Origin of the sequence: Microbacterium arabinogalactanolyticum (genome assembly GCF_030268005.1) — a bacterium.
Classification (GTDB): Bacteria; Actinomycetota; Actinomycetes; order Actinomycetales; family Microbacteriaceae; genus Microbacterium; species Microbacterium arabinogalactanolyticum.
Genome location: NZ_BRZC01000007.1, coordinates 622,532 through 647,395, shown reverse-complemented (window position 1 = coordinate 647,395; position 24,864 = coordinate 622,532). Strand labels below are relative to the sequence as shown.

Here is a 24,864-nt window from a genome sequence, read left to right as displayed (position 1 = left end):
GCGCTCGCCGGAGCATTATTCACGGCCCGTCCCCGACCGGGCGTGTCGGCACTCTGGGAGGATGGGTGCATGACAGGTGGCGGGGCCGTGTACGGGCCGATCTCGAGCTACTCACGGGTGCGGATCCTGCACCTGCTGTTCGAGGCCGGCACCCTGTTCGAGGCCGGCACCGAGCAGAGCCGAGCCGAGCGCACCATCGGGGAGCTGTGCGAGGCCACCGGGCTGCACCCCAACACGGTCCGCGAGCATCTGCAGCGGCTGATCGACGGCGGCTACGTCATCCAGAGCACCGAGCGCCGCACCACACGCGGCCGCCCGCGCACGCTGTACAGCGCCGCGACCGGCATGCCGGAGGCGTCCAGCCCTGTCGCCCGCGACAAGGTCGCGGAGGCCGCCCGCCGCGGCGACATGATGCGCCGCATCCTCGCCGAGGAGGACTCGGGGCTCGGCCGGGACGCGACCTACCAGCTGGATGCCCTGATCGAGCATCTCGAGGAGAGCGGCTTCGAGCCGGTCATCGACGAGCGCGAGCTGACCGTCGAGCTCAGCCCCTGCCCGCACGCCGCGAGCGCACCCGAGCACCGGCCGACGCTGTGCCAGGTGCACCTCGGGCTCATGCAGGGCGTGCTGAACCAGGCCGGTGGCCCGCTCGCGGCGGACTGCGTGCGCGCCGCCGCGCGCCCGGAGGAGTGCACGGTGCAGCTGCGGCTCGACGCCGCCTGATCACAGGCATCCGCTCGGCTCAGCCCCGCGAGACTGCCGTGCGCTTCACCCATCGGCCGCACGTCTCGCGCGGAGATGTGCGCTTCACGCGGACGGATGCCGCGAATTCATCCGCGGGAAGAGCACAAATCCGCGGCGGGCTCACGCCGATTGCCGCCTGATCAGGCCTCGGAGGCCAGCAGCGCGTTCAGCTCCGCGGTGATGCTCGCGCGCAGGGCGTCGTGCCGGGAATCCAGCTCGTGCGCCGGGTCGCGCCAGTGCGAGGGGTCGTACATCCAGACCGGCTTGCGGACGATCTCCTCCGGCTCCCAGTCGTAGCGCGGCCAGATGTGCGCGTGTACGAACGCGTCGGTGTTGCCCAGGATCTCGATGTTCATCCGCCGGAACGCCGGATCGTGCGCGCGGCAGGCGCGCTCCACGGCCGTCGCCAGCAGATCGACGTCGGCCAGGTACTGCACCCGCTCCGCGCGCGGCAGGTCGGCCAGCGCCGTGGCCTCCGGCACCCGGCTCAGCAGCACGCTGTACCCCGGCAGGAACTGCACGTCGCCGATCACGGCGTACCCCGCGGGGGTCGCCGCCAGCAGCGTCGGATTCTCGCCGCGGGCCGCCGACCCGATCCTGTCTTCACGCCAGTCCATGCTCACGAGCCTAGATAACCTGGACGCATGACCCCGACCTCCTCCCAGCCTCAGGGCGCGCTGCTGGTCGGCAGCGTGAACTACGACGACGCCGAGCAGACCATGAGCACGGCGTCCGCGATGCTCGGCGGCCTCCTGCGTCGCATCCCCGACGGCGAGGTCGGTCGGCGGTTCCACTGGATCATGTTCCAGCCCGACGTGCTGGGCCAGGCGGACGGCATCGAGCGGGTCGGCGACGAGCCGCGCCTGCTGCGCGGCATCGACATCCGGCCGCTGCGTCTCGCCGAGGGCGTGAACGCGGCGGGCATCCAGTTGCCGCCGCTCGGCTACGCGGATGCCGCGATCGAGTCCTACGCGATCTTCACGCGCCTGCGCGATGCCGGTGACGTCGCCGCCGGCGTCCGCTTCCAGGTGTCGCTGCCGACCCCGGTCGCCGTCATCTCCTCCTACTTCAGCGGCGACGACCGCGCCGCGATCGATCCGGTGTACACGACCGCGATGCTGCGCGAGCTGGACGGCGTCCTCGCCGCGATCCCGCACGACGACCTCGCGATCCAGTGGGACGTCGCCAGCGAGCTCGGCATCGTCGAGCGCGCCTCGGGGTACGGGAGGACGATGGAGGCGTGGTGGCCGGGCGACCCCTTCGACGGGCTCGTCGAGCGCCTCGCCGCACTGATCGACGCCGTGCCCGCCGATGTCGAGGTCGGCGTGCACCTCTGCTACGGCGACGCGGGGGAGAAGCACTTCGTCGAGCCCGCTGACACCGCGACGCTCGTCCGGTTCGCGAACGCCGTGATCACGGCATCCGCCCGCGACCTCACCTGGCTGCACCTGCCCGTGCCGATCGACCGGGACGACGAGGACTACTTCGCCCCGCTGGCCGGCCTCGCCCCGACCTCCGAGCTCTACCTGGGTCTCGTGCACCGCGAGGACGGCGCCGAGGGCGCGCGCCGGCGCATCGCCGCGGCATCCGCCGTGGTCGCCCGCTTCGGCATCGCCACCGAATGCGGCATCGGGCGCGCGCCGGCAGGCACCACCGAGGGGATTCTGCGGACCCACGCCGAGGTCGCCTCCGCCTGGTGAGACCGCGGGTGAGTAGCATATGACGCATGACTCACCTTGTGACCGGTGACCGATGACCGGCTTCGGCTCCCTCCTCTCACCCGCTGAGAGCCTGCGCGAGCAGGTCGAGGGGCAGCTCGCGTCGCGAATCGTCTCCGGTGAGATCCCTCCGGGACAGGTGCTGACCGTGCCGACGCTGGCCGGCGACTTCGGCGTCAGCGCGACGCCCGTGCGCGAGGCGATGCTGAACCTCGCCCGCCGCGGCTTCCTGCGTCCCATCCGCAACCGCGGCTTCGAGGTCACCGAGGTCTCGCCCGACGAACTGCGGGAACTGACCGAGGTGCGGATGCTGCTGGAGGCACCGCCCATGCGGCAGGTCGCCGGCACGCTCGACGACGCCACCGTGACGAGTCTGCGCGAGACCGCCGACCGCATCGTGAACGCGGCGAAGACGGGGCAGTTCGACGAGTACCTCGCCTCCGACACCGAGTTCCACCTGCGCATCCTGCAGTGCACCGGCAACCACAAGCTCGTCGAGACCGTGCGAGAGCTGCGCCAGCAGACCCGCCTGGTGGGCCTGGTGCGTCTGGCCGAGACGGATGCCCTGATCTCCACCTCCCTCGAGCACGCCGAGCTCGTGGACCTGCTCGTCGCCGGTCGCGGCGAGGAGGCCGAAGCGCTCATGCGCAGGCACATCCACCACGTCGGCGGCGTCTGGAGCGGCCACGAGGAGGAGTGACCCATCCGTGCATCACGGATAGGTCTCGGAGGGTTCCGCTGACGCCCCCAGGTGAGTAATGTGTCACGTGCTATTACATGGCAATGCAATGAGGCATCCAGGAGGACCAGCACATGCATACCCGTACCCCGCGCATCCGACGCGCACTGTCCATCGCCGCAGCGATCGGCGCCATCATCATCACCGCGGGCTGCTCGGGCGGCCTCGGCGGCGGAGGCGGCACCGGCGGCAGCAGTGACGGCCCGATCAAGATCGGCATGCTCGCCCCCTTCTCGGGCAGCGAGTCGGCCTTCGGCAACTACATGAAGAACGGCGCGCAGCTCGCCATCGACGAGATCAACGCGAAGGGCGGCGTCGACGGACGCAAGCTCGAGCTCGAGGTCCAGGACGACGCGTGCGATGCGACCACCTCGGTGGCCGCGGCCAACAAGCTCGTCACCGACGGCGTCGTCGCCTCGGTCGGCGGCTACTGCTCGGGCGCGACCCTGCCGACCCTGCCGATCTTCAACGAGGCCAAGATCCCGATGGTGATCCCCGCCGCCAACTCGAACGAGCTGGTCAAGCAGAAGCTCCCCGGCGTCTTCCTCATCAACGGCACCGGCACGCAGCAGGCTGCCGCGGCCGTGAAGTACGCACAGAAGTCCGGCGCGAAGACCGTCGCCGCGATCAACGACGCGACCGCCTACTCCAAGGACCTCGCGGACTCGTTCGCCCAGCAGGCGAAGGACGCCGGCCTCACCGTCGACTTCAACGCCGTGATCACGCCCGGTGAGAACGACTACTCCGCCGTCGCGACCCAGCTCGCGAACGCGAAGCCCGACCTCGTCTACTGGACCGGCTACTACCAGGAGGGCGGCCTTATCGTCCGCCAGTCGACGGACGCCGGTTTCGAGGGGACCTTCCTCGTCGGTGACGGCTCGGTCGACGCGAAGTTCGCGCAGATCGCGGGCAACGGCTACACCGACCACGTGCTCGGCACCTTCACCCAGACGCCCGACATGCTCAAGGGCGCCGACAAGTGGATCGCCGACTACAAGAAGCTCGCGGGCGCGGACCCCGGCCCGTACTCCACGCAGGCCTACGACGCCGTCAACGTCGTGGCCGAGGCGATGACGACGGCCAAGGGCACCGACTTCGACAAGGTGGTCAAGGCGCTCGAGGGGCTGAAGGACTTCAAGACCCTCGGCGGCCCGCTCACGTTCATGCCCGACCACACCCGTTCCGGCGGCGGCTTCGTGATCGTCTCCATCGACCCGAGCTCCGGCCAGTTCGTCCTCAAGGACGACCTGCAGGGCTGATCCGATCCGGGCGGGACGGCGCAGGCCGTCCCGCCCGACTCGGCCTCCCTCTCGGAAGGACATCCCCGTGATGCAACTCATCTGGAACGGCCTGATCGTCGGCTCGTTCTACGCCCTCGTCGCCCTCGGCTACAGCATGGTCTACGGGATCATCAAGCTGCTGAACTTCGCCCACGGCGACATCTACATGCTCGGCGCCTTCACCGGCTTCGCGACCCTCTCCGCCTTCGGCATCTCCAACCAGACCTCGATCCCGCTGCTGCTGGTGATCATGCTGCTCTCGATGGTGACCACCGGCCTGATCGGTGTCGGCATCGAGCGGATCGCCTACCGGCCGCTGCGCAAGAGCCCCCGCCTGGCCGTGCTGATCACCGCGATCGGCGTCTCGTTCACGCTCGAGTACGCGGTGCGGCAGATCTTCGGCCCCAACCCCGAGGCGTTCCCCGTGCGGCTCGAGTCGAACGGCTTCGACTTCGCCGGCATGCGCATCACCGCCGCGCAGATCGTGCTCGTCGTGATCGCCGCCGGCCTGATGCTCGTCCTCGCGCACATCGTGGAGCGCACCCGCTCGGGACGCGCCATGCGCGCGATCGCCCTCGACCCGCAGGGTGCCCAGCTGATGGGCATCAACGTCAACCGCGTGATCGCCACCGTGTTCTTCATCGGGTCGGCGCTCGCCGGAGCCGCCGGCGTCATGGCCGGCGCCTACTACGGCTCGATCGACTTCCTGATGGGCTTCATCATCGGCCTGAAGGCGTTCACCGCGGCGGTGATCGGCGGCATCGGCAACCTCTACGGGGCCATGCTCGGCGGCCTGCTGCTCGGACTGCTGGAGTCGTTCGGCTCCGCCTGGTTCGGCGGCGAGTGGCGAGACGTGTTCTCGTTCGCCTTCCTCATCCTGTTCCTCACGTTCAAGCCGACCGGGCTCCTCGGCGCCCGCGTCGTCGAGAGGATGTGACATGTCCCGTTCCCAGACACGAGCGGATGCCGCGCTCCGCGCGCCGTCTCCGCTGTTCGACCGTCCGGCTGCGCCGGCCGGCATCCTCAACTCCAACAAGGGGTTCCTGCGGGCGCTGGGCACGCTCGCCGTCGTGCTGCTCGCGGTGCTGCCGTTCATCAACGCGACCCCGTACCTGATGTCGATCGCCACCAGCGCGCTGATCTACGTGATGCTCGCGATGGGCCTGAACGTCGTGGTCGGCTATGCCGGCCTGCTCGACCTCGGCTACATCGCCTTCTTCGCGGTCGGCGCCTACATCTCCGGCATCTTCACCACCGTGCTCGGCTGGCCGATGTGGGCGGCGCTGCCGATGACGATCGTGGCCTGCATCGTGGCCGGCATCATCATCGGCGCTCCGACGCTGAGACTGCGCAGCGACTACCTCGCCATCGTCACCCTCGGCTTCGGCGAGATCATCCGCATCACGGCGAACAACCTGCAGATCACCGGCGGCCCGTCGGGCATCCACGGCATCCCGACCTGGTCGTTCGGCGACTGGAGCTTCGCCGACGGGTTCACCCTGTTCGGCCTCGAGTTCCCGCAGCGCGTGGTGTTCTACTACTTCGTCGCCGCGGTGGTGGTCCTGGTCGGCGTGATCGGCGCCGGGCGCCTCGCCAAGGGCAAGATGGGCCGGGCCTGGAAGGCCGTTCGCGACGACGAGGACGCCGCCGAGGCGATGGGCATCAACACCTACATCGCCAAGATCACCGCCTACATCATCGGCGCGGTCTGGGCCGGCATCGCGGGTCAGCTGATGGCCACGCATCTCTCGGCGATCAGCCCGAACAGCTTCCAGTTCCTGTACTCAGCGCTGATCCTGATGTCGGTCGTGCTGGGCGGCATGGGATCGACCCCGGGTGTGATCATCGGCGCGCTCTTCGTGTCGCTGGCGCCCGAGCTGCTGCGCGAGTTCTCGGAGTGGCGCTTCCTGATCTTCGGCGTGCTGCTGGTCGTCGTCATGCTGTTCCGCCCCGCGGGACTGTGGCCGTCGACCGCGATCCTGCCGTGGCTGAAGAAGCTCAAGCCCGTGCCGCCGCCCACGGCGGGGTTCATGGCCGTTCCGGCGGCCTCCGCCAACGAGGATCTCGAGACCGTCGAAGGGGAGGAGACCCGATGAGCGCGCTGCTCGAGGTCAAGGACCTGCGTCTGCAGTTCGGCGGCGTCAAGGCCGTCGACGGACTGAGCTTCACTGTCGAGGCGGGGGAGATCCTGGCGGTGATCGGCCCGAACGGCGCCGGCAAGACCAGCGCGTTCAACTGCATCTCCGGGTTCTACCTGCCGACGTCCGGCTCCGTCGTCTTCGACGGCAGGGACATCGTCCGCCAGGCGCCGTCGTTCTGGCGCAGCCTGCGCCTGGTCGACCTGCTGCAGAGCTTCGGCTTCTACCGCGTGCTGCCCTCGCGGGTGACCAAGTGGGGCATGGCGCGCACATTCCAGAACCTCCGGCTGTTCCGCGAGCTGAGCGTGCTCGACAACGTCAAGACCGCCATGCACGCGAACATCCGCGAGGGCTTCTGGGCCACGCTGCTGCACACGCCGGGCTACCGGAAGGCCGAGCGGGAGTGCGCCGAGCAGGCGCGCGGCTGGCTCGACTTCGTCGGATTCACGGGGGATGAGAACCTCTACGTGACGCAGCTGCCCTATGGGGAGCAGCGTCGCGTCGAGATCGCCCGTGCACTCGCCACGGGGCCCAAGCTGCTGCTGCTGGACGAGCCGGCCGCAGGCCTGAACTTCAACGAGAAGCAGGCGCTGATGCAGCTGATCCGCAGCATCCGGGATCTGGGTGTCGCGGTGGTGCTGATCGAGCACGACATGGGCCTGATCATGAATCTGGCCGAACGGATCGTGGTGCTCAACTACGGCAAGGAGATCGCCGTGGGCAGCCCCGAGCAGATCAAGAACGATCCGATCGTGATCGAGGCGTACCTGGGCGTGGAGGACGAGCCGCTGGACGAGACCAAGCTGCAGACCGGCACCGTCGATCTGTCGCTGCTGGAGGACTCGCTGCTGGACGGCTCGTCGCAGGGCAAGGGCAAGAAGGGGAAGCGCTCATGAGCACTCTGACCGTCGACGCCGCCGACGTCTACTACGGGCGTGTGCACGCGCTGCGCGAGCTGAGCTTCGAGGTCCGCGAGGGCGAGATCGTCTGCCTGCTCGGCAACAACGGCGCGGGCAAGTCCACCACCATGAACATGCTCTCGGGGCTGGTGCGCCCGAAGTCGGGCACGGTGCGCTGGGGCGACATGGATCTGACCACGGCCAAGCCGTGGGACATCGTGTCGGCCGGGCTCATCCACGTGCCCGAGGGGCGACGCATCTTCTCGACCATGACGGTGCACGAGAACCTGCTGCTCGGCGGCTACACGGTGCGGGATCAGAAGCTGATCGCGCAGCGGGTGGACCAGGTGTATCAGCTGATGCCGCGTCTCGCCGAGCGCCGCAGGCAGCAGGGCGGCACGCTCTCCGGCGGTGAGCAGCAGATGGTCGCCATCGGCCGCGCCATCATCGGCGGTCCGAAGCTGCTGCTGCTGGACGAGCCCTCGATGGGGCTGGCGCCCCTGGTGGTGAAGCAGGTCATGGAGACGATCCAGGCTGTCAACGCGCAGGGCGCGACGGTGCTGCTCGTGGAGCAGAACGCCCGTGCCGCGCTGAAGATCGCCGACCGGGCCTACGTCGTGGAGACCGGGCAGACGACCATGGACGGGCCGGCCGCCGAGCTGGCGGCCGACGCCCGGGTCATCGACGCCTACCTGGGCGGCTGACGCGCGAGGGATGCACTGCCTGGAGCCGATGGCGAAGGGCGGTGCATCCCTTCTTCGCGCAGAGTAATATGTCACGCGGCACAACTGTCGCGGATGCCGGGATCCCCGCGGTGCCGGACGGAGAAGGAGAACGGATGCGGATCATCGTGATCGGCGCGGGCGCCGTCGGAGCCGCATGCGCGCTCGCGCTCACCGAGGCGGGAGCCGAGGTGATCGTGCTGGATCGCACGGGCGTCGCGGGCGAGACCTCCAGCCGTTGCGAGGGCAACATCCTCGTCTCCGACAAGGAGCCCGGCGCCGAGGCGCTGATGGCCATCGAGGCGAACCGCGCCTGGCGCGAGCTGGCCGCGCGGCTCGACGAGGATCGCGTCCCCGGACAGCCCGCCACAGAGTTCGAGGCCAAGGGCGGCGTGGTCGTGGCGTTCGACGGGGGAGCATCCGCCCTGGAGCGCTTCGCCGAGACGCAGCGCGAGATCGGCATCCGCGCCGACGTGCTCGACGCGGATGCATTGCGTGCGGCGGAGCCGCACCTCTCGCCGGAGGTCGCGCTCGGCGTGCACTATCCGGACGACGCGCAGGTGCAGCCGAGTCTCGCCGCGCAGGCCATGCTCGCCCGCGCACGGCACCTCGGCGCGCAGCTGCGGATCGTGGAGGTCACCGGCGGCATCGTCGACGGCGACCGGGTGCGCGGTGTGCAGACCACGGAGGGCCGCATCGACGCGGACGCCGTGGTGAACTGCGCGGGTCCGTGGTCGGGGGATGCCGCGGCCCTGTTCGGCTCGATGCTCGACATCCGCCCGCGTCGCGGCACGATCCTCGTGACCGCGCCCATGCCGCAGCGCGTGTTCCACAAGGTGTACGACGCCGACTACGTCGGCGCGGTCGGCTCGGGCGACGCCGCACTGCAGACCTCCACGGTCGTCGAGTCGACTCCGGGCGGCACGGTGCTGATCGGCTCGAGCCGCGAGCGCGTCGGATTCTCGTCCGAAGGGCTGCTGGCACCGCTCGCCGAGATCGCCGACAAGGCCACCCGCCTGTTCCCGTTCCTGCGCGACACGATGCTGCTGCGCACGTACTTCGGCTTCCGGCCCTACGCGCCGGATCACCTCCCCGCGATCGGGGCAGACGCCCGGATCGCGGGTCTGTTCCACGCCGCGGGCCACGAGGGCGCGGGCATCGGGCTGGCTCCGACCACCGGTGCGCTGATCGCCCACGCCGTCCTCGGCACGCCGGCGCCGCTCGACCCGACGCCGTTCCTCCCCTCCCGTCCGACCCTGCAGGGGGCCCTTGCATGAGCAGCATCCGGATCAGCTTCGACGGGCAGACGCTCGACGGCCAGGACGGGCAGAGCATCGGCGGCATCCTGCTGGCGAACGGGCAGCGCACCTGGCGCACCGCGGCCGGCGCCGAGCGCGGCATCTTCTGCGGCATCGGCATCTGCCAGGACTGCGTCGTGACCGTCAACGGGACCGAGGGAGTCCGCGCCTGCCAGCGCACCGCCTGCGAGGGCGACGTCGTCGAGAGGGAGGTGCGGGCATGACTCGCATCGTCGTGATCGGAGCGGGGCCCGCCGGCCTCGCGGCGGCAGCATCCGCGGCTCAGGCCGGCGCCGACGTCGTGATCGTCGACGAGGGCGAGCGCGTCGGCGGCCAGTTCTGGCGGCACCATCCGACGTTCACCGACCCGCGGCTGCAGCACCAGCTCGGCAGATTCGCGGAGCTCGAGGCGGCGCTGGCGCAGGTGCGCGTGCTGTCGTCGGCGAGCGTCTGGCGGGTCGAGGCCGGCACGCCGCTGCGGGTGCACGCGCTGATCGGCCCGGTCGACGCCGCGCAGCGGCAGGGTGAGACCCTGGAGGCGGATGCTGTGGTGCTGGCCACCGGGGCCCATGACCGCGTGCTCCCCGTGCCGGGCTGGACCCTCCCCGGAGCCACCTCCGCCGGCGCCGTGCAGGCGCTCGCCAAGCGCGACGGCATCGCTCTCGGCACCCGCACCGTCGTCGCGGGCGCGGGCCCCTTCCTGCTCCCCGTGGCGCAGAGCGTGGCGATCCTGGGCGGCGAGGTCGCGGAGGTCGTCGAAGCGGCATCCGTGTCCACCCTGCTCGGCGGCTGGGGTCGCCGACCCTGGGAGCTCACCGCAGCCGCGGGCAAGGCCGGCGAGCTCGGTTCGTACCTCAGCACCCTCGTGAAGCACCGCACGCCGTACCGTCTGGGCAGCGCCGTGACGCGCATCCATGGCACGAGCGGCGTCGAGGCCGTCACCGTGCAGCGCATCGACCGCGACTGGCGTCCCATCGCGGGCACCGAGCGCACCGTCGAGTGCGACGCCGTCGCGCTCGGGCACGGCTTCACCCCTCGCCTGGAGGCGGCGATCCAGTTCGGCTGCGAGATCACGAGCGATCGGTTCGTCCGGGTCGACGGCCAGCAGCTGACCAGCGTCCCCGGGGTGCACGCCGCCGGTGAGATCACCGGCATCGGGGGAGCGGATGCCGCGCTCGCCGAGGGCGCGATCGCCGGCCTCGCCGCCGCGGGCGTCCCCGAGGCCGACCTCCGTTACCGCGCGCCGCTGTCGGCCCGTCGCCGGATGCGCGCCTTCGCCGAGCGGCTGAAGACCCACAGCATCCGTCCCGGCTGGACCGCCTGGCTCGACGACGACACGATCGTCTGCCGCTGCGAGTCGACCACCCGTGCCACGATCCTCGAGTACGCCGAGGCCTCCACGCGCGGGATGCGACTCGCCACCCGGGCGGGGCTCGGGCCGTGCCAGGGGCGCACCTGCGGTCGCAGCGTGGAGGACATCCTCGGCGCCCCGACGGGCATCGACCGGCGACCGGTGCTCTCCTCGGTGCGCATCGGCGAGCTCGCGGCGCACCGATCGCCCGCCACGGCCGACCCCGTCGACGGGAGTTGACGCCGCATAGCGCACACCGCCCGCCACCCTGGCGCATCGCAGTAGCGTGTGATATGTTACATATCACTCCCCCACGCGACGAAGGAGCCGCATGAGCACCACCACTGAGATCGAAGACCAGATCGCCTCGCCCGGCGCAGCCGAGGCCCGCCGTGTCCGCAAGGTCATGACGTCCTCGGCCATCGGACACTTCGTCGAATGGTTCGACTTCGCGGTGTACGCCTACGCTGCTCCCGTCATCGCCGCGCTGTTCTTCCCCAAGTCCGACGCGGCGGCGGCCCTCATGGCGGTCTTCGCCATCTACGCGGTCGGCTTCGTCGCGCGCCCCGTCGGCGCCTTCCTCCTCGGCAACCTCGGCGACCGCTTCGGCCGCAAGCGCGTGCTCGCCGGCGTGATCCTGGTCATGGGCGTCTCCACGACGCTGATCGGCCTGCTCCCGACCTACGCGGCCATCGGCGTCGCGGCCCCCGTGCTCCTGGTCGTGCTGCGCATGATCCAGGGCCTGTCCGCCGCCGGCGAGACGATCGGCTCCAACTCCTTCGTGGCAGAGCACTCGCCCACGGCCCGCCGCGGATTCAACGTCGGCATGGTCTACACCTGGTCGAACCTGCCTCCCGTGATCGCGGCCCTGCTCGTGCTCGGCCTGACCACGATGCTCTCGCCCGACGCGTACGAGTCGTGGGGCTGGCGCGTGCCGTTCCTGCTCGGCGCCCCGCTCGCCGTCGTCGGCCTCTACATCCGGACCCGTGTCGACGAGTCGCCCGCCTTCCTGGAGATGCGCGAGAGCCGCCAGGTCGAGAAGGCCCCGATCCGCACCGTGTTCCGCGAGCAGTGGCGCAGCATGCTGGTCTGCTTCAGCATCGCCGCCGTGGCCAGCCTCGGCTACTACTCGCTGACCGGCTACTTCTACTCGTACATGACGGTGACGATCGGCCTGGAGTCCTCCGCCGCGCTGATCTCGAACAGCATCGCGCTGCTCATCACGTTCTTCACCGTTCCCGTGGCGGCGCTCGTCTCCGACCGGATCGGCCGCCGGCGGATGCTGCTGATCGCCGGCCTCTTCGGCGCCGTCATCGCGGTGCCGGCGTACCTGCTGGTCGGTCTCGGCACGCTCGGCGCGGCCATCCTCAGCCAGGGGCTGCTCGGGCTCGCGCTCGGACTGTTCTTCGGCCCCGCCGGCCCCGCCTTCGTGGAGCTGTTCCCCGCCCGGGTGCGCTACACCGGCGCATCCATCAGCTACAACCTCGCCTTCACGATCTTCGGCGGCACCGCGCCGCTGCTCGCCACCGGCCTGATCAGCCTGACCGGCTCGACGGTCGCACCCGCCTGGTACGTCGTGATCGTGACCGTGCTGGCGCTGCTCGTCGTCGTGACGATGCCCGAGACCAACCGACGGTCGATGCGCGACTGAGCGCACCGACCCCTGACACCCCCGACAGAACCGCCGCATCCGCGGCGCGACAGATGAGAAAGAGAACAGCTATGACCGACAAGAGCATGGACCTCGGCGGCGTCGTCGTCGCCACGACCCTCGCGTTCAAGGAAGACGCATCCGCGCCGGCGGGCCTGGCCGTCGACTACGACAGGTTCGGCGAGCACGTCGACTTCCTGATGTCGAACGGATGCCGCGGCGTCGGCCCCAACGGCTCGCTCGGCGAGTACTCCTCGCTGACCGACGACGAGCGCCGCAAGGTGATCCAGGTCGCCGTCGAGGCCGTCGACGGCCGCGGCATCGTGATCGCCGGCGTGCACGGCGTGGGCAGCCACCAGGCCCGCCAGTGGGCCGAGTACGCCCGTGAGGACGGCGCCGACGGTGTGCTGCTGCTGCCGCCGACCATCTACCGCGCCAACGAGTCCGAGGTCATCGCGCACTACCAGGAGGTCGCGAAGGTCGGCCTGCCGATCATGGCCTACAACAACCCGTTCGACACCAAGGTCGACCTGGTGCCCTCGCTGGTCGCCAAGCTCGCCGAGATCCCCGAGGTCGTCGCGATCAAGGAGTTCTCCGGCGATGTGCGCCGCGTCTACGAGATCAAGGAGCTCTGCGACATCGACATCATCGCCGGTGCCGACGACGTGCTCTTCGAGCTGATGGTCAACGGCGCCGTGGGCTGGTTCGCCGGCTACCCGAACGCCTTCCCGCGCGAGGCCGTCGAACTCTACAACCTCTGCGCCGACGGCAACTGGCACGAGGCGAAGGCGCTGTACGAGCAGCTCGTCGCCGTGTTCCGCTGGGACTCGAAGACCGAGTTCGTGCAGGCCATCAAGCTGTCGATGGACATCTGCGGCAACTCCTACGGCGGTCCGACCCGCCCGCCGCGCGGCCCGCTGAGCGACGAGCAGCGCGCCCAGGTCACGGCCGACACCGAGCGCGCCCTGGCCGCCATCGCGGCCCGCGCGGCCGTGGTCGCCTGACGCGTGTGATGATTCAGGGAGGGGATGCCGCGCGCCGGCGTCCCCTCCCTCCCCGCTTTCCCGAAACCCTGCACCTTCCAGAAACCCTGCACGGAGGCAGCTGATGCGCGCTCGCCGCACCATCCAGGCCGTCGACTCCCACACCGAGGGCATGCCGACCCGCGTCGTCACGGGCGGCGTCGGCCGCATCCCCGGCGCGACCATGAACGACCGTCGCCTGTACGCCATGGAGCACCTCGACGGGCTCCGCGGATTCCTCATGAACGAGCCCCGCGGTCATGCCGCCATGTCGGGCGTGCTGCTGCAGCCGCCCGCCCGCGACGACGCCGACTGGGGCATCGTCTTCATCGAGGCATCCGGGTTCCTCCCGATGTGCGGACACGGCACCATCGGCGCCGCCACCGTGCTGGTGGAGACGGGGATGGTGGAGGTGACCGAGCCGGTCACCGAGATCCGCCTCGACGTCCCGGCCGGTCTCGTGATCGCGCGCGTGCGCGTGGAGGACGGCCGCGCCGTCGACGTCACGATCGAGAACGTGCCGAGCTTCGTCGACCGGCTCGACGAGCGCATCGACGTGCCCGGCATCGGCGAGATCACCTACTCGGTCGCCTTCGGCGGCAACTACTACGCGCTCGTCGACCTCGACCAGGTGGGGCTGCCGTTCGACCGCGCTGGGCAGGACGACATCCTGGCCGCGGGGCTGAAGATCATGGATGCCATCAACGAGCAGGCCCCGCCCGTGCATCCGGTGCTGGAGGGCGCGAACCACGTGCACCATGTGGAGTTCATCGCGCCGGGATCGGATGCCGTGCGCTCCCGCCACGCGATGGCGATCCACCCCGGCTGGTTCGACCGCTCGCCCTGCGGCACCGGCACCAGCGCGCGGATGGCGGAGCTGCACGCGCGCGGCGAGCTCGCGCTGGACACCGACTTCGTGAACGAGTCGTTCATCGGCACCGAGTTCACCGGGCGGCTCGTGGGGGAGACCACGGTCGGGGATCGCCCCGCCGTGGTTCCGACCATCACCGGACGGGCCTGGGTGACCGGGCTCGGCCAGTACATGCTCGACGAGAACGACCCGTTCCCCGAGGGGTTCGTGTTCTGATGCGCCAGGGAACGAATGCCGGGCTGAGCGCTTCGCGCGGGGATGTACACCTGCCGCGGACCGATTCCCGGCATCCGTCCGCACGAAGCGCACTTTTCCGCGGCAGGCGCACGCGCACCACCCGTGACTGAGACCTGAGACGTGAGACCAAGGAGACCGACGTGACCGAGAACCAGAACATCGAAGAGGTCGCCGCTGCGGCAGCAGCCGCCGCGCGTCCTTTCGCCCGCACCAGCCCGCGCGCGCGCGCCGCGGCACTCGTGGCCGTCGCGGACGCGCTGGACGCCGCCGCCGGCGAGCTCATCCCGATCGGCATGCGCGAGACCGGCCTGGCCCAGGCGCGGCTGACCGGCGAGCTGCGCCGCACGTCGTGGCAGCTGCGGCTGTTCGCCGACACGATCGTGGACGGCGGGTACCTCGACGCCCGCATCGACCTCGCCGACCCGGAGTACGTCATCGGCCCGCGGCCGGACGTGCGGCGGATGCTGGAGCCGGTCGGGCCCGTGCTGAACTTCGCCGCCTCGAACTTCCCGTTCGCGTTCTCGGTGGCCGGCGGCGACTCCGCCGCCGCGCTCGCCGCGGGCTGCCCCGTCGTCGTGAAGGCGCACTCCGGGCATCCTGAGCTCTCCCGCGCGACCGCGGCCGTCGTGATCGGCGCCCTCGAGGGCGCCGGGATGCCGAAGGGCACGTTCCAGCTGATCAGCGGTCAGGAGAACGGCGTCGCCCTGCTGAAGGACGAGCGCATCCGCGCGGGCGCCTTCACCGGGTCCACGCACGTCGGACGGATGCTGGCCGACATCGCCGCTTCGCGTCCGGTGCCGATCCCGTTCTACGGCGAGCTGGGCAGTGTGAACCCCGTGTACGCGACGTACGCGGATGCCGCGCTGCTCGACGGCTTCGTCGCATCCGTCGCCGGTTCCGCCGGACAGCTCTGCACCAAGCCCGGCTTCCTGTTCGTGCCCGCCGATGCCGACCTGTCGTCGATCGGCGGCGCGGCATCCGCGGTCGCCGAGCACCGCCTGCTGAACCCCGGTATCGGCCGTGCGTTCACCCAGCGCCGCGGCGACGTGCTGGGCGCGGAGGGCGTGGACGTCCTCTCGCAGGGCGAGGTGCGCGTGGATGACGACGGGCAGACCTTCGCGACGCCCACGGTGGTCGCGGTCGACGTCGACACACTGCTGGCTGACCGCGAGGCGCTGCTGGAGGAGTCCTTCGGCCCGCTGTCGGTGGTCGTGCGATACAAGGACCGTGACGCGCTGCCGGCGCTGCACGCCGATCTGTTCCCCGGCAACCTCACCTCCACCGTGCACGCGCGCGAGGCGGAGCTGGAGGACGGATCGCTGTCCGAGCTGGTCGACGCGCTCGCCGAGACCAGCGGACGCGTGCTGTTCGGCGGCTGGCCGACCGGCGTCTCGGTCACCCCGGCCATGCAGCACGGTGGTCCGTACCCGGCCACCACGAGCGACGGCACGAGCGTCGGCACGGCGGCCATCACGCGCTTCCTGCGCGGCGTCGCCTACCAGGGTGCCCCGCAGGACCTCCTGCCCGCGCCGCTGCAGGACGCGAACCCCTGGGGTGTGCCGCAGAGCATCAGCCGGGCCGGCAACTCGACCTCATGGGGCGCTTCGGTGCGCTGAGCCGGGTTTCGACGCGGTCCCGCCCCTGTCTGTCGCCGCCGCCCCTGTTCAGTTGCGCAACTGGACAGGGCGGTGACGCTGAGCAGGGGCGGTGATGCTCTACAAGGGAGCTCGGTCAGCCGCGCAGGCGCAGATGCAGCAGCGGGTAGGGGCGTCCGGCGTCGTCGAACTCGCTGCGTCCGATGACCTCGAACCCGCGGCGAGCGTAGAACGCCGCCGCCGACGGGTTCTGCTCGTTGACGTCGACCCGGGTCACCGCGAGGTGGGCGATCGCGTGCTCGAGCAGGAGCGTTCCGATCCCCGCGCCGCGCCGTGCGGCGTCCACGAAGAGCATCTCCAGATTGCCGTTCAGTGCGCCGGCGAAGCCGATGGGAGAGTCCTCCACCTCGGCGAGGACCAGGGTGACCGCGGGGAAGTAGTCGGACGCCAGTCGCGACTCGATCTCGTCCCGATCAGCATCGGCGAGGAAATCGTGCGTGGCATCGACGGCGCTGCGCCAGATGCGCACCAGGGCGGGGTGGTCGGCGGCCGTGGCGGGCCGGATGATGATCTCGCTCACCCCTCGACGCTACGCGATGCGCGGTGCTGCCGGCGCCCGCGCCGCTGCCCCGCACGCTCGAGTGCACCATCTGACGTCGAATGCACCGCCTGCCGACGTGGCCAGGTGGTGCACTCGTCGGCAGACGATGCACTCGGGGCGGAATCAGACCACGACGCCGCCGCGCACCACGGCGACGCGAGCATCCTGCTCCCACAGGACGCTCGGATCGGCGAGGGGATCGGATGCCAGCAGCACGGCGTCGCCGTAGGCGCCCTCGCCCAGGTGGCCGAGAGCGTCGTCGCCGATGAGCTCGGCGTTCACGGAGGTCATGGAGCGCAGCGTCTCGGCCGCGCTCGACGCCGCGACCTGCAGGCGGATGCCGGCGAGCTGGTCGTCTTCGAGATCGCCCATCAGGTCGGTGCCGAAACCGACGCGGACGCCGGCGGCGTGCGCGAGGCGCACCGCATCCTGGCCCTTCTCCAGGACGATCGCGTTCTTCGCGAGTGAGGTCTCGTTCAGTCCGAGATCCTCGCCCCGACGGTCCATGGCGTCGTACGCGGCGAGCGTCGGCACGAGGAACGCGCCCGCCTCCGCCATCATTTCAGCTGTCGCCTGATCGATCAGGTTGCCGTGCTCGATCGACCGGATGCCGGCGGCGACGGCGTGCTGCACCGCCTCGGAGGAGTAGGCGTGCGCGCACACGTAGCTGCCGCGGCGGGTGGCCTCGTCGACCACCGCGCGCAACTCCTCTGAGGAGTACTGGGGATTGCGGATCGGGTCGACCAGCGAGAACACGCCACCGGATGCCATCACCTTGATGGCGTGCGCGCCGGTGCGCATCCGGTTCCGCACGGCCAGGCGCAGGTTGTCCACGCCGTCGACGACCTCGCACATGTGCCCGTGCGAGAAGCACACGTCCACGTGCGCGGATCGCGGGTCGCCGTGGCCACCGGTCTGGCTGAGCGCCGGACCCGTGAAGTGGTAGCGCGGAGAAAGGAAGAGATCGGCATCCACCGCCTGCGCCAGGCCGATGTCCCCGCCGGCGACGTCGCGCACGGTGGTGAACCCGCGCTGCAGCGCACGGGTCAGGCGACGAGCGCCGTTGATCGCGGTGAAGCTGAGGGGGCCTCGTTCGTTCTCGAGTCCGTCCATGCTGGTCGCATAGGCGTGGAAGTGGGCGTCGATCAGGCCGGGGATCAGCCAGCGGCCGGAAGCGTCCAGCTTCTCGGCATCCGCTCCGGCCTCGGCGGCGGAGACGACCCGCCCGTCGACGATGTGCACGTCGCGGGCGGTGAAGCCCGCGCCGTCCCAGACCTGGGCGCCGGTGATGATGAGCGATCCTGTGCGCATGGGTTACTCCTCAGACAAGTCAGCGAAGGCTGAATCCGGACGGGAGCGGGTCGCCCTCGTCGAGTTCGAACGTCGATGTGCCGACGCGGTGCGCGATCCCGCTGACCTCGGGGATCACGCCACGGTCCGTGCGATCGGCGATCCGCGCCAGGAAGCGCGTGCCGATGATCGAGTCGTGCGTGAGCACCTCACCGTCGGCGAGCTCGCCGGTCGCCGCGAGCAGCGCGACGCGGGCGGCGGTGCCGGAGCCGCACGGGCTGCGGTCCACCTCGCCGTCGGCGAAGACGGTGACGTTGCGCTGGTGCGGGCCCTCCGCGGTGCGGCCGAGGTCGCCGAACAGGATGGTGCCATAGACGCCACTGAGGCGGGAATCCTCCAGCTGTGCGGACGGATGCTCGTTGAGCGCCCACTTGATCTCGCGGCCGATCGCGATGAGGTCGGCGGTGTGCTCGGGAGTCACCTCGAGGCCGACGGCGGATGCCGGGAGCGTGGCGTACACGGCGCCGCCGAAGACCAGATCGACGACGACCTCTCCGCGGGAGGTCGTCAGGGCGATGCCGCGTTCGAGCACGCGCGATTCGACGTTGCGGAACACGATGTCCTCGATGTGTCCGCCGCTCTGGCGCACTCGCGCCTGCACGCGGCCGCTGGGCACATCGATGGTCACCACGGTCTCGCCGTCGGGGTCGGAGGGCACGCGACCCGTCCGCACCGCCCACGCGCCCAGAGCGATCGTGCCGTGCCCGCACGCCGTGGAGAAGCCGTCCTTGTGCCAGAACAGCACGCCGAAGTCGGCGCCCTCATCGTCGCCGGGGGTGATGAACCCGCCGTACATGTCGTCGTGCCCGCGCGGCTCCAGACAGAGGAAGCGGCGGATGCCGTCGGCTTCGCCGGTGATCGCTTCGACGCGGCGTTCCGCGACGGTCGCGCCGTGCGTCGGCACGTTCTCCACGATGCGGAACGGCTCGCCTGCCGTGTGCCAGTCCTCGGTGCTCCAGTGCATTCGGGTCCTCTCGGGATTCGGGTCGGCCGGCTCAGACAGCCAGGCGGGCGACGGCGAGATCCTGCCAGCCCATGCCGCAGGTCTTCACGATGCGCGGCCGGTCGGTCGCCGGAGCGACGGCGTCGGTGAACAGGTCGTGCATGGTGACCAGATCGCCCTCGCTCAGTGCGCCCGCCTCGATGGCGCGGATCACGTCGCCGGCCTCCGAGGTCGCGACGCGCAGGCTCTCGACGACGACCTGCGAGCGTCCGACCAGTGCGGGGTCGAGCTCGGCCTTCTGCGGCTCATGCGAGCCGATCGCGACGATGGTCGCGTCGTCGCGCACGACGTCGGAGGGGAAGAGGGGGTCGGATGCCGTGGTCGCGCACACGATCAGGTCGGCGGTGCGCACGGCATCCGGGGTTCCGACGGTGATCTCGGCATCGGGGGCGAACGCGCGGGCCTCCTCCACGGCTGCCGCGGCGCGACCGGGGTCGCGGCCGATCACGCGGACGGTGCGCAGCGGGCGGATGGCCTGGAGCGCCTCGACGTGACGCACGGCCTGCGGGCCGGTGCCGAAGATGACCGCGTCGCCGGCATCCGGCTGGGCGAGCAGGTCGACGCTCGCGATCGAGACCGCGGGCGTGCGCAGACTGGTGAGGGCGGTGCCGTCGAGGATCGCGGTCGGCGCGAGGGTGGTGCCGTCGAGCAGGATGTAGACCGCCTGGATGCGCTCGAGGCCGAGCGCGGGATTGCCGGGGGCGACCGTGGCGAACTTCTGGCCGACGGCGCCGTCGACGGCAGCGGGCATGAGCAGCAGCTGCCCGTTGGGCACGTCGAGGATGCCGCGGGGGAGGTCTCCCTCGGGATCGAAGCCGGCGTGCAGGACGCGCTGAAGCTCGGCGACCGCGGCCGACATGCTGACGCGCTCGGCGATGGACTGAGCGCCTACGAGGGTGAGATCGGCGATGACGTCGGGCATGACTCGAGCCTAGCTCGGTAATATGTCACGCGCTAGTCTGCGGAGCTCTGCGCCTCGATTCGCGCGCAGGCCGGTCCGTATCGTAAGCTGGACGACGGTGACGTGTCCGAGCGGCCGAAGGTGCAACTCTCGAAAAGTTGTGTAGGGTAACCCCCTACCGTGGGTTCAAATCCCACCGTCACCGCCATGATCTGAGGGCTCCTGCGCAAGCAGGGGCCCTCAGTCTTTTCGCTCCGTGTCGCCTGCCGACCACTCTGCCGGAGAAGCACCTTCTGGCGCCCTCATCACGCATCGCCACATCGCCGGAAGCGAGGGGACCGACTCACCCCGCCCGCGCGGTCTCGTGCCGCGCGTCACGCAGCGGTGAGAACACGACGACGGCCGCAGCGAGGGCGAACACGCATGCCGCGATGCCGAAGGTGATGGAGTAGCCCGTGAATGTCGCCAGGCCACCTGCGAGCAGGGCTCCGAAGAAGAAGATGATCCGGTTCATGGTGCGGATGGTCGAGTTCATCCGTCCTTGAATGGCATCCGGCGCTGCGGCCTGCCGATAGCCGCTGTCATTGGCATCCTCGATGCCCATCGACAGTCCGTAGACGAACTGCACGGCCGAGATCACCACCACCGCCACGAGCACCGTGCCGAGGGCATCGGCCGGGATCAGCGCGAGCGCCGCCCACGGGATCACCACCAGCGCCCGCCCCAGCAGGATCGCGCGCCCCGCCCCGAGTCTCGTGCCGAGCACGGGCGCGAGCAGGGCTCCGACGAGCCCGCCGATCCCGCCGAAGGCGAGGGCCACGCCGAAGGCCCACGGTGCGACCTTCAGCTCCCGCATCACGTACACGCCGAACAGCGTGGCAGCCAGGCTGTTGCCGAGGAACCAGATGTGCACCGAGATCGCCAGGGGACGCAGAGTGCGGTGGCGGTAGGTGTACCGCATGCCCTCGGCGATCTCGTGGCCGATGTGCCGGCCCGGTGCGCGGGGCGGCGGGGAAGCCTCCTGCACGGGGATGCGCGCCTGCAGCACTGCGGCGCACGCATGGATCACCGCCTCGAAGACGAACAGGATCGGCGCACCGACGAGGTTCAGCAGGGCCCCGCCCACTGCGGGGCCGGCGGTGCCCGCGACCGTCTCGCTCTGGCCCAGGCGGGCGTTCGCCTGCACCAGCGACGTACGGGGGACGAGGCTCGGCAGCAGGGGCTGCGCCGCGGAATCCGCGAACAGCGTCAGCACACCCAGCGCGAGCATCACCGCTGCCAGCGACCAGAACGTGAGCGCGTCGAACAGCAGCAGCACCGGGATTACGGCCAGCACGACGGCACGCCCGATGCTCGTCAGCACGAGTGTGCGCTGGCGGCTCCACCGGTCCATGAGCGCCCCGATGATCAGCCCGAGGAACAGATAGGGGACCACGCTCAGTGCGCTCAGCACGCCGATCTGCGCCGGTGAGGCGGCGACGATGGTGACGATCAGCACCTGGAAGGCGACGCCGGCGATCGCCCCGCCGAAGGATCGCAGCGTCGTGGCGCTCCAGAACAGGGCGAACGGGCGGATGCGGAGCACTTCGCGCGGACGATCACCGGTTCCTGCCCCGTGCGGATCGTCGCGCATGGCGCCCAGTCTAGGGGTGCGGTCTCACGCGCCCTCCGGCGAAAGGTCAGGCAGTATCCGCGTGCCGAACTCGTGCCTCAGCGCGCTCAGTGCGGCGAGCCATCCGGGCATCCCGGTCACCCCCGGTCCCGGCGACGCCGACGCCGACGCGAGGTACACGCCCGGGATGGGCGTGCGCCACGGGTCGGGGCTGAGCACCGGTCGGCGGAACAGCTGCCACAGGTCGGGGGCGCCGGCGGCGATGTCCCCACCCGGGTAGTTCGGGTTGTGCTCCTCGACCTCGCGCGCGCTGCGCGAGCTGGTGGCGACGATCGTGTCGCGGAAGCCCGGAGCGAACCGCTCGATCTGCGCGATCACTGCCTCCCGCCGATCCACGTCGCTGCCCGCGGGGACGTGCGTGTAGGTCCAGAGGGTGTGCATCCCCGCCGGTGCGCGGCCGGTGTCGAACAGCGACGGCTGTGAGACGAGGACGTACGGATGCTGGGGATGGACGCCCTGCTGCACCTGGTTCTCGGCATCCGCCATCTCTGCACGAGTGCCGCCGACGTGCACCGTGCCGGCGAGGTGCAGGTCCGGATTCGTCCAGGGCACCGGGGCGTTCAGGGCGAAGTCGACCTTCGCGACGCCGTCGCCGTAGCGGAACGCCTCCAGCGACCGGCGGTACCGGCCCGGCATCGCATCACCGGCCAGGCGGATCAGGGCCCTGGGCGTCACATCCAGCAGTGTGACGGTCGAGGGCGGTAGCTCGGCGAGCGAGGCGACCTCATGCTCGAGCACGAGCTCGCCGCCGTGCGCACGCAGGTCGTCGACCATGGCATCCGAGATCGCCTGACTGCCGCCGATCGGGATCGGCCAGCCGCGCGCGTGCGCGAAGGCGGTGAGGGCGAGCCCCGCGCCCGCCCCGGCGATGCTCGGCTGCGCCAGGATCGTGTGCGCGGCGACCCCGGTGAGAAGGGCGGGCGCCAGGTCCTCGCGGAAGCGGACGCCCCACGCGGGCGTGCCCTGCTCGAGCGCACGCAGCCCGAAGGCGACGGCGGTGAGCGGGTTGCGCGGGATGCGCAGCAGCGACGACCCGGTGAAGTCGGCGACCTCGGTGGAGCGCTCGACCAGCGGCCGCATCAGCCGGTCGTACGCGGGTCCGTCGGCGCCGAGTGCGGCGCTGGTGCGCTCGAGATCGCGGTAGGCGACCGCGGCGCGCCCGCCGTCGAGCGGCTGCGCGAACGACACCTCCGGCGTGATGAACTCGACCCTGCCGGCCAGCCCGAACTCGCGGAAGAACCGCGACTCGAAGGCCATCGGATGCACCGCCGAGCACACGTCGTGATGGAACCCCGGCAGCGTCAGCTCGCGCGTGCTGGCGCCGCCGCCGGCCTGATTCGCGCGCTCGTAGACGCGCACGCGCAGACCTGCGCGGGCGAGCGTCACGGCGGCGGCGAGGCCGTTCGGTCCGGCACCGACGACGATCGCGTCCAGCCCGGCGTCACCGCTGTGCGTGCTCACGATGCGGGCATCTCCGATTCGTCGGCGGGAATCGCGGAGGGCGTCACCGGCTCACCTGCACGCCGTGATGAGCGCCCCTCGGCGAGGAAGGCGAGCCGGCGCAGGGTCTCGGCATTGCGCCACTGCAGCATGATGTCCATGATCGCGCGTGGCACGTATCTCGCGGGACCCGCGATCGCTTCCTCCTGCATGCGCACGATCGTATGGGACCCGCGGGGTTTGACGTGCAGCGTGACCCGGGCCTCGCCGAGGGGCCAGCCTGTCGCGCGCATCACCATGGCTCGCGGAGAGTCGAATTCCTCCGCGACGGTCTCGTCGTCGATGAGCATCGGCCACGCCCCGACGGAGTGATGCAGACGCGCACCGGGTCGCGGCCAGTTCTCATCCACGTCCCGCATCCGGGATGCCCCGACCACCCACGACGGATACAGCCAGCCGTCGGCCAGCACCTCGAACACGTCCTCCGGTGTGCAGTGCATCACCCTCGCATTGCGGGCCATCTCGCATCTCCTCTTCTCGTCGCCGATGCCGGTCGCCCTGAACGTAGTCGCCGCCGTCGCCGGTCGACAGCGGGTTGCGCACTCCCGCGCCGTATGGCACGGGTCCTGGTGGGGGAGCACTGTCATCGTCGCATCTGCACGCCCACGTGGGGCGGCCGTACTCGACCCCGCGGCGAGCAGCACCGCGAGTAGCATCGGGGCATGTCGAAGGATGCCTCGCATCACGACCTCGCGGAACGCCTGCGGGCGCAGGCGCGTAGCGTCGGCGCGGGTGCGCCCGGTGTGAACGCGGGCGCGGTAGATGCCGGCGCCGGCCAGCCGAGCGACCTGACCGAGCCCTACCGGATGCTCGCCGAGCAGGTCGGGCGCGCGTCGTTCCGCGTCACGGATGCCCACGTGGATGCCGTGCGCGACGCGGTGGGCTCTGACCAGGCTGCCTTCGAGATCGTGATGGCGGCGAGCGTCGGTGCGGGGCTGAGACGGTGGGATGCGGCGATGCGGGCGATCGAAGAGGCGGGCGATGCGGCTCGCTGAGGTCGAGCGCGGCGACACGCTGCGGCATCGGCTGCTCATCCGGATGATCTCGCGCTTCGCGGGTTATCGCCTTCCGGATGCCGCCCGCGTCGCCTTCTACGACCGGGACTTCGCGGGGCGGGCACTGGGAGAGTGGACGAACCGTGCGATGCGCGGACCCAGCGCCTGGTCGGTGTCGGAACGGGAACTGATGGCGGCGACCGTCGCGACGTGGAACGAGTGCCCGTTCTGCGTCGGCGCTCACCGTGCTGTCGCGGTGCTCGGCATGGACGACGCCGTCGCGGCGGCGGTGCTCGCGGACTACCGGACGGCGCCGATCAGCGACCGGCTGCGCGCCGCGCTGGCCTTTCTGGACCGGATGACGAACGACCCCGACGATCTCGGTGGCGACGACGTGCGGGCCGCATTGGACGCGGGGCTGAGCGTGGACGACCTGCGCGATGCGGCTGCGGTCGGGGCTGTCTTCAACATCATCACCCGCAACGCCAACGCACTGGACTTCGAGATCCCGTCACCGGGTGACTTCGCCCGTGCGGCGACTACGCTGCTCCGCCGCGGCTACGGCTGACCGCGAGCC

At 70.6% G+C, this 24,864-nt stretch carries 25 protein-coding genes and 1 tRNA gene; 18 read left to right on the top strand and 8 right to left on the bottom strand.

From position 1 onward, the window contains the following. Nucleotides 1–69 precede the first annotated feature (69 nt). Nucleotides 70–723, top strand: a complete 654-nt coding sequence (locus MIAR_RS14735) for an ArsR family transcriptional regulator (protein ID WP_285637550.1) — start codon at nucleotides 70–72, stop codon at nucleotides 721–723. A 161-nt stretch (nucleotides 724–884) separates the two neighbouring features. Here the strand turns inward: MIAR_RS14735 and MIAR_RS14730 are convergent, their stop codons facing one another. Beyond that, nucleotides 885–1,361 carry an HIT family protein gene (locus MIAR_RS14730; protein WP_285637540.1) on the bottom strand — a complete coding sequence of 159 codons (477 nt, stop codon included), beginning with the start codon at nucleotides 1,359–1,361 and terminating at the stop codon, nucleotides 885–887. A gap of 27 nt (nucleotides 1,362–1,388) precedes the next feature. Between MIAR_RS14730 and MIAR_RS14725 the strand changes: the two genes are divergently transcribed. The 14 genes from MIAR_RS14725 (at nucleotide 1,389) to MIAR_RS14660 (ending at nucleotide 16,286) form a co-directional block, all read left to right on the top strand. After that, nucleotides 1,389–2,444 carry a hypothetical protein gene (locus tag MIAR_RS14725; protein WP_285637539.1) on the top strand — a complete coding sequence of 352 codons (1,056 nt, stop codon included), beginning with the start codon at nucleotides 1,389–1,391 and terminating at the stop codon, nucleotides 2,442–2,444. A gap of 52 nt (nucleotides 2,445–2,496) precedes the next feature. Beyond that, the gene (locus MIAR_RS14720) at nucleotides 2,497–3,162 is read left to right on the top strand and encodes a GntR family transcriptional regulator (RefSeq protein WP_285637538.1); all 666 of its coding nucleotides are present in this window, start codon (nucleotides 2,497–2,499) and stop codon (nucleotides 3,160–3,162) included. A 113-nt stretch (nucleotides 3,163–3,275) separates the two neighbouring features. Next, the gene (locus tag MIAR_RS14715; RefSeq protein WP_285637537.1) at nucleotides 3,276–4,460 is read left to right on the top strand and encodes a branched-chain amino acid ABC transporter substrate-binding protein; all 1,185 of its coding nucleotides are present in this window, start codon (nucleotides 3,276–3,278) and stop codon (nucleotides 4,458–4,460) included. 70 nt (nucleotides 4,461–4,530) lie between these two features. Continuing rightward, nucleotides 4,531–5,418: a branched-chain amino acid ABC transporter permease gene (locus MIAR_RS14710; protein ID WP_285638531.1), complete on the top strand. Its 888-nt coding sequence runs from the start codon at nucleotides 4,531–4,533 to the stop codon at nucleotides 5,416–5,418. 1 nt (nucleotide 5,419) lies between these two features. Next, nucleotides 5,420–6,577: a branched-chain amino acid ABC transporter permease gene (locus MIAR_RS14705; protein ID WP_285637535.1), complete on the top strand. Its 1,158-nt coding sequence runs from the start codon at nucleotides 5,420–5,422 to the stop codon at nucleotides 6,575–6,577. Beyond that, entirely contained in the window at nucleotides 6,574–7,515 is a 942-nt protein-coding gene (locus MIAR_RS14700) for an ABC transporter ATP-binding protein (RefSeq protein WP_285637533.1), read from the top strand. The genes MIAR_RS14705 and MIAR_RS14700 overlap by 4 nt, the downstream gene beginning before the upstream one ends. Next, a complete protein-coding gene (locus tag MIAR_RS14695; RefSeq protein WP_285637531.1) occupies nucleotides 7,512–8,222 on the top strand; it encodes an ABC transporter ATP-binding protein in 711 nt (236 codons plus the stop codon). Before MIAR_RS14700 ends, MIAR_RS14695 begins: the two co-directional genes overlap by 4 nt. 134 nt (nucleotides 8,223–8,356) lie before the next feature. Beyond that, on the top strand, nucleotides 8,357–9,517 hold the full coding sequence (locus MIAR_RS14690; protein ID WP_285637529.1) for an NAD(P)/FAD-dependent oxidoreductase: 1,161 nt from the start codon (nucleotides 8,357–8,359) through the stop codon (nucleotides 9,515–9,517). Beyond that, nucleotides 9,514–9,762, top strand: coding sequence for a (2Fe-2S)-binding protein (locus MIAR_RS14685; RefSeq protein WP_285637527.1), 249 nt, complete (start codon nucleotides 9,514–9,516; stop codon nucleotides 9,760–9,762). The genes MIAR_RS14690 and MIAR_RS14685 overlap by 4 nt, the downstream gene beginning before the upstream one ends. Then, the gene (locus MIAR_RS14680) at nucleotides 9,759–11,129 is read left to right on the top strand and encodes an FAD-dependent oxidoreductase (protein WP_285637525.1); all 1,371 of its coding nucleotides are present in this window, start codon (nucleotides 9,759–9,761) and stop codon (nucleotides 11,127–11,129) included. Before MIAR_RS14685 ends, MIAR_RS14680 begins: the two co-directional genes overlap by 4 nt. Before the next feature lie 91 nt (nucleotides 11,130–11,220). After that, nucleotides 11,221–12,540, top strand: coding sequence for an MFS transporter (locus tag MIAR_RS14675; protein WP_285637524.1), 1,320 nt, complete (start codon nucleotides 11,221–11,223; stop codon nucleotides 12,538–12,540). A gap of 71 nt (nucleotides 12,541–12,611) precedes the next feature. Next, nucleotides 12,612–13,544 carry a dihydrodipicolinate synthase family protein gene (locus tag MIAR_RS14670; protein ID WP_285637522.1) on the top strand — a complete coding sequence of 311 codons (933 nt, stop codon included), beginning with the start codon at nucleotides 12,612–12,614 and terminating at the stop codon, nucleotides 13,542–13,544. 103 nt (nucleotides 13,545–13,647) lie between these two features. Then, nucleotides 13,648–14,649, top strand: a complete 1,002-nt coding sequence (locus MIAR_RS14665) for a proline racemase family protein (protein WP_285637520.1) — start codon at nucleotides 13,648–13,650, stop codon at nucleotides 14,647–14,649. Nucleotides 14,650–14,810: 161 nt separating this feature from the next. Next, nucleotides 14,811–16,286, top strand: coding sequence for an aldehyde dehydrogenase (NADP(+)) (locus tag MIAR_RS14660; protein ID WP_285637519.1), 1,476 nt, complete (start codon nucleotides 14,811–14,813; stop codon nucleotides 16,284–16,286). A gap of 115 nt (nucleotides 16,287–16,401) precedes the next feature. On the opposite strand, the gene MIAR_RS14655 is transcribed toward MIAR_RS14660, so the two are convergent. From MIAR_RS14655 to MIAR_RS14640, 4 genes are all read right to left on the bottom strand, one after another. Further along, nucleotides 16,402–16,845, bottom strand: coding sequence for an acetyltransferase (locus MIAR_RS14655; RefSeq protein ID WP_285637517.1), 444 nt, complete (start codon nucleotides 16,843–16,845; stop codon nucleotides 16,402–16,404). Nucleotides 16,846–16,989: 144 nt separating this feature from the next. Beyond that, entirely contained in the window at nucleotides 16,990–18,177 is a 1,188-nt protein-coding gene (locus tag MIAR_RS14650) for a metal-dependent hydrolase family protein (protein ID WP_285637515.1), read from the bottom strand. Between the two features lie 19 nt (nucleotides 18,178–18,196). After that, on the bottom strand, nucleotides 18,197–19,180 hold the full coding sequence (locus tag MIAR_RS14645; RefSeq protein WP_285637513.1) for a proline racemase family protein: 984 nt from the start codon (nucleotides 19,178–19,180) through the stop codon (nucleotides 18,197–18,199). A 31-nt stretch (nucleotides 19,181–19,211) separates the two neighbouring features. Further along, nucleotides 19,212–20,141 carry an ornithine cyclodeaminase family protein gene (locus MIAR_RS14640; protein ID WP_285637511.1) on the bottom strand — a complete coding sequence of 310 codons (930 nt, stop codon included), beginning with the start codon at nucleotides 20,139–20,141 and terminating at the stop codon, nucleotides 19,212–19,214. A gap of 96 nt (nucleotides 20,142–20,237) precedes the next feature. Between MIAR_RS14640 and MIAR_RS14635 the strand changes: the two genes are divergently transcribed. After that, nucleotides 20,238–20,328: transfer RNA gene (locus tag MIAR_RS14635), tRNA-Ser, on the top strand. A gap of 135 nt (nucleotides 20,329–20,463) precedes the next feature. On the opposite strand, the gene MIAR_RS14630 is transcribed toward MIAR_RS14635, so the two are convergent. The 3 genes from MIAR_RS14630 to MIAR_RS14620 are packed head-to-tail and all read right to left on the bottom strand — an operon-like array spanning nucleotide 20,464 to nucleotide 23,753. Continuing rightward, nucleotides 20,464–21,753, bottom strand: a complete 1,290-nt coding sequence (locus tag MIAR_RS14630; protein WP_285637509.1) for an MFS transporter — start codon at nucleotides 21,751–21,753, stop codon at nucleotides 20,464–20,466. A gap of 24 nt (nucleotides 21,754–21,777) precedes the next feature. Then, nucleotides 21,778–23,253 carry a phytoene desaturase family protein gene (locus MIAR_RS14625; protein ID WP_285637507.1) on the bottom strand — a complete coding sequence of 492 codons (1,476 nt, stop codon included), beginning with the start codon at nucleotides 23,251–23,253 and terminating at the stop codon, nucleotides 21,778–21,780. Next, on the bottom strand, nucleotides 23,250–23,753 hold the full coding sequence (locus tag MIAR_RS14620; protein WP_285637505.1) for an SRPBCC family protein: 504 nt from the start codon (nucleotides 23,751–23,753) through the stop codon (nucleotides 23,250–23,252). The genes MIAR_RS14625 and MIAR_RS14620 overlap by 4 nt, the downstream gene beginning before the upstream one ends. Nucleotides 23,754–23,954: 201 nt before the next feature. Between MIAR_RS14620 and MIAR_RS14615 the strand changes: the two genes are divergently transcribed. Together MIAR_RS14615 and MIAR_RS14610 are read left to right on the top strand one after the other, a co-directional pair. Further along, a complete protein-coding gene (locus tag MIAR_RS14615) occupies nucleotides 23,955–24,287 on the top strand; it encodes a hypothetical protein (protein WP_285637503.1) in 333 nt (110 codons plus the stop codon). Next, on the top strand, nucleotides 24,274–24,855 hold the full coding sequence (locus tag MIAR_RS14610; protein WP_285637501.1) for a carboxymuconolactone decarboxylase family protein: 582 nt from the start codon (nucleotides 24,274–24,276) through the stop codon (nucleotides 24,853–24,855). Before MIAR_RS14615 ends, MIAR_RS14610 begins: the two co-directional genes overlap by 14 nt. Nucleotides 24,856–24,864 lie beyond the last annotated feature (9 nt).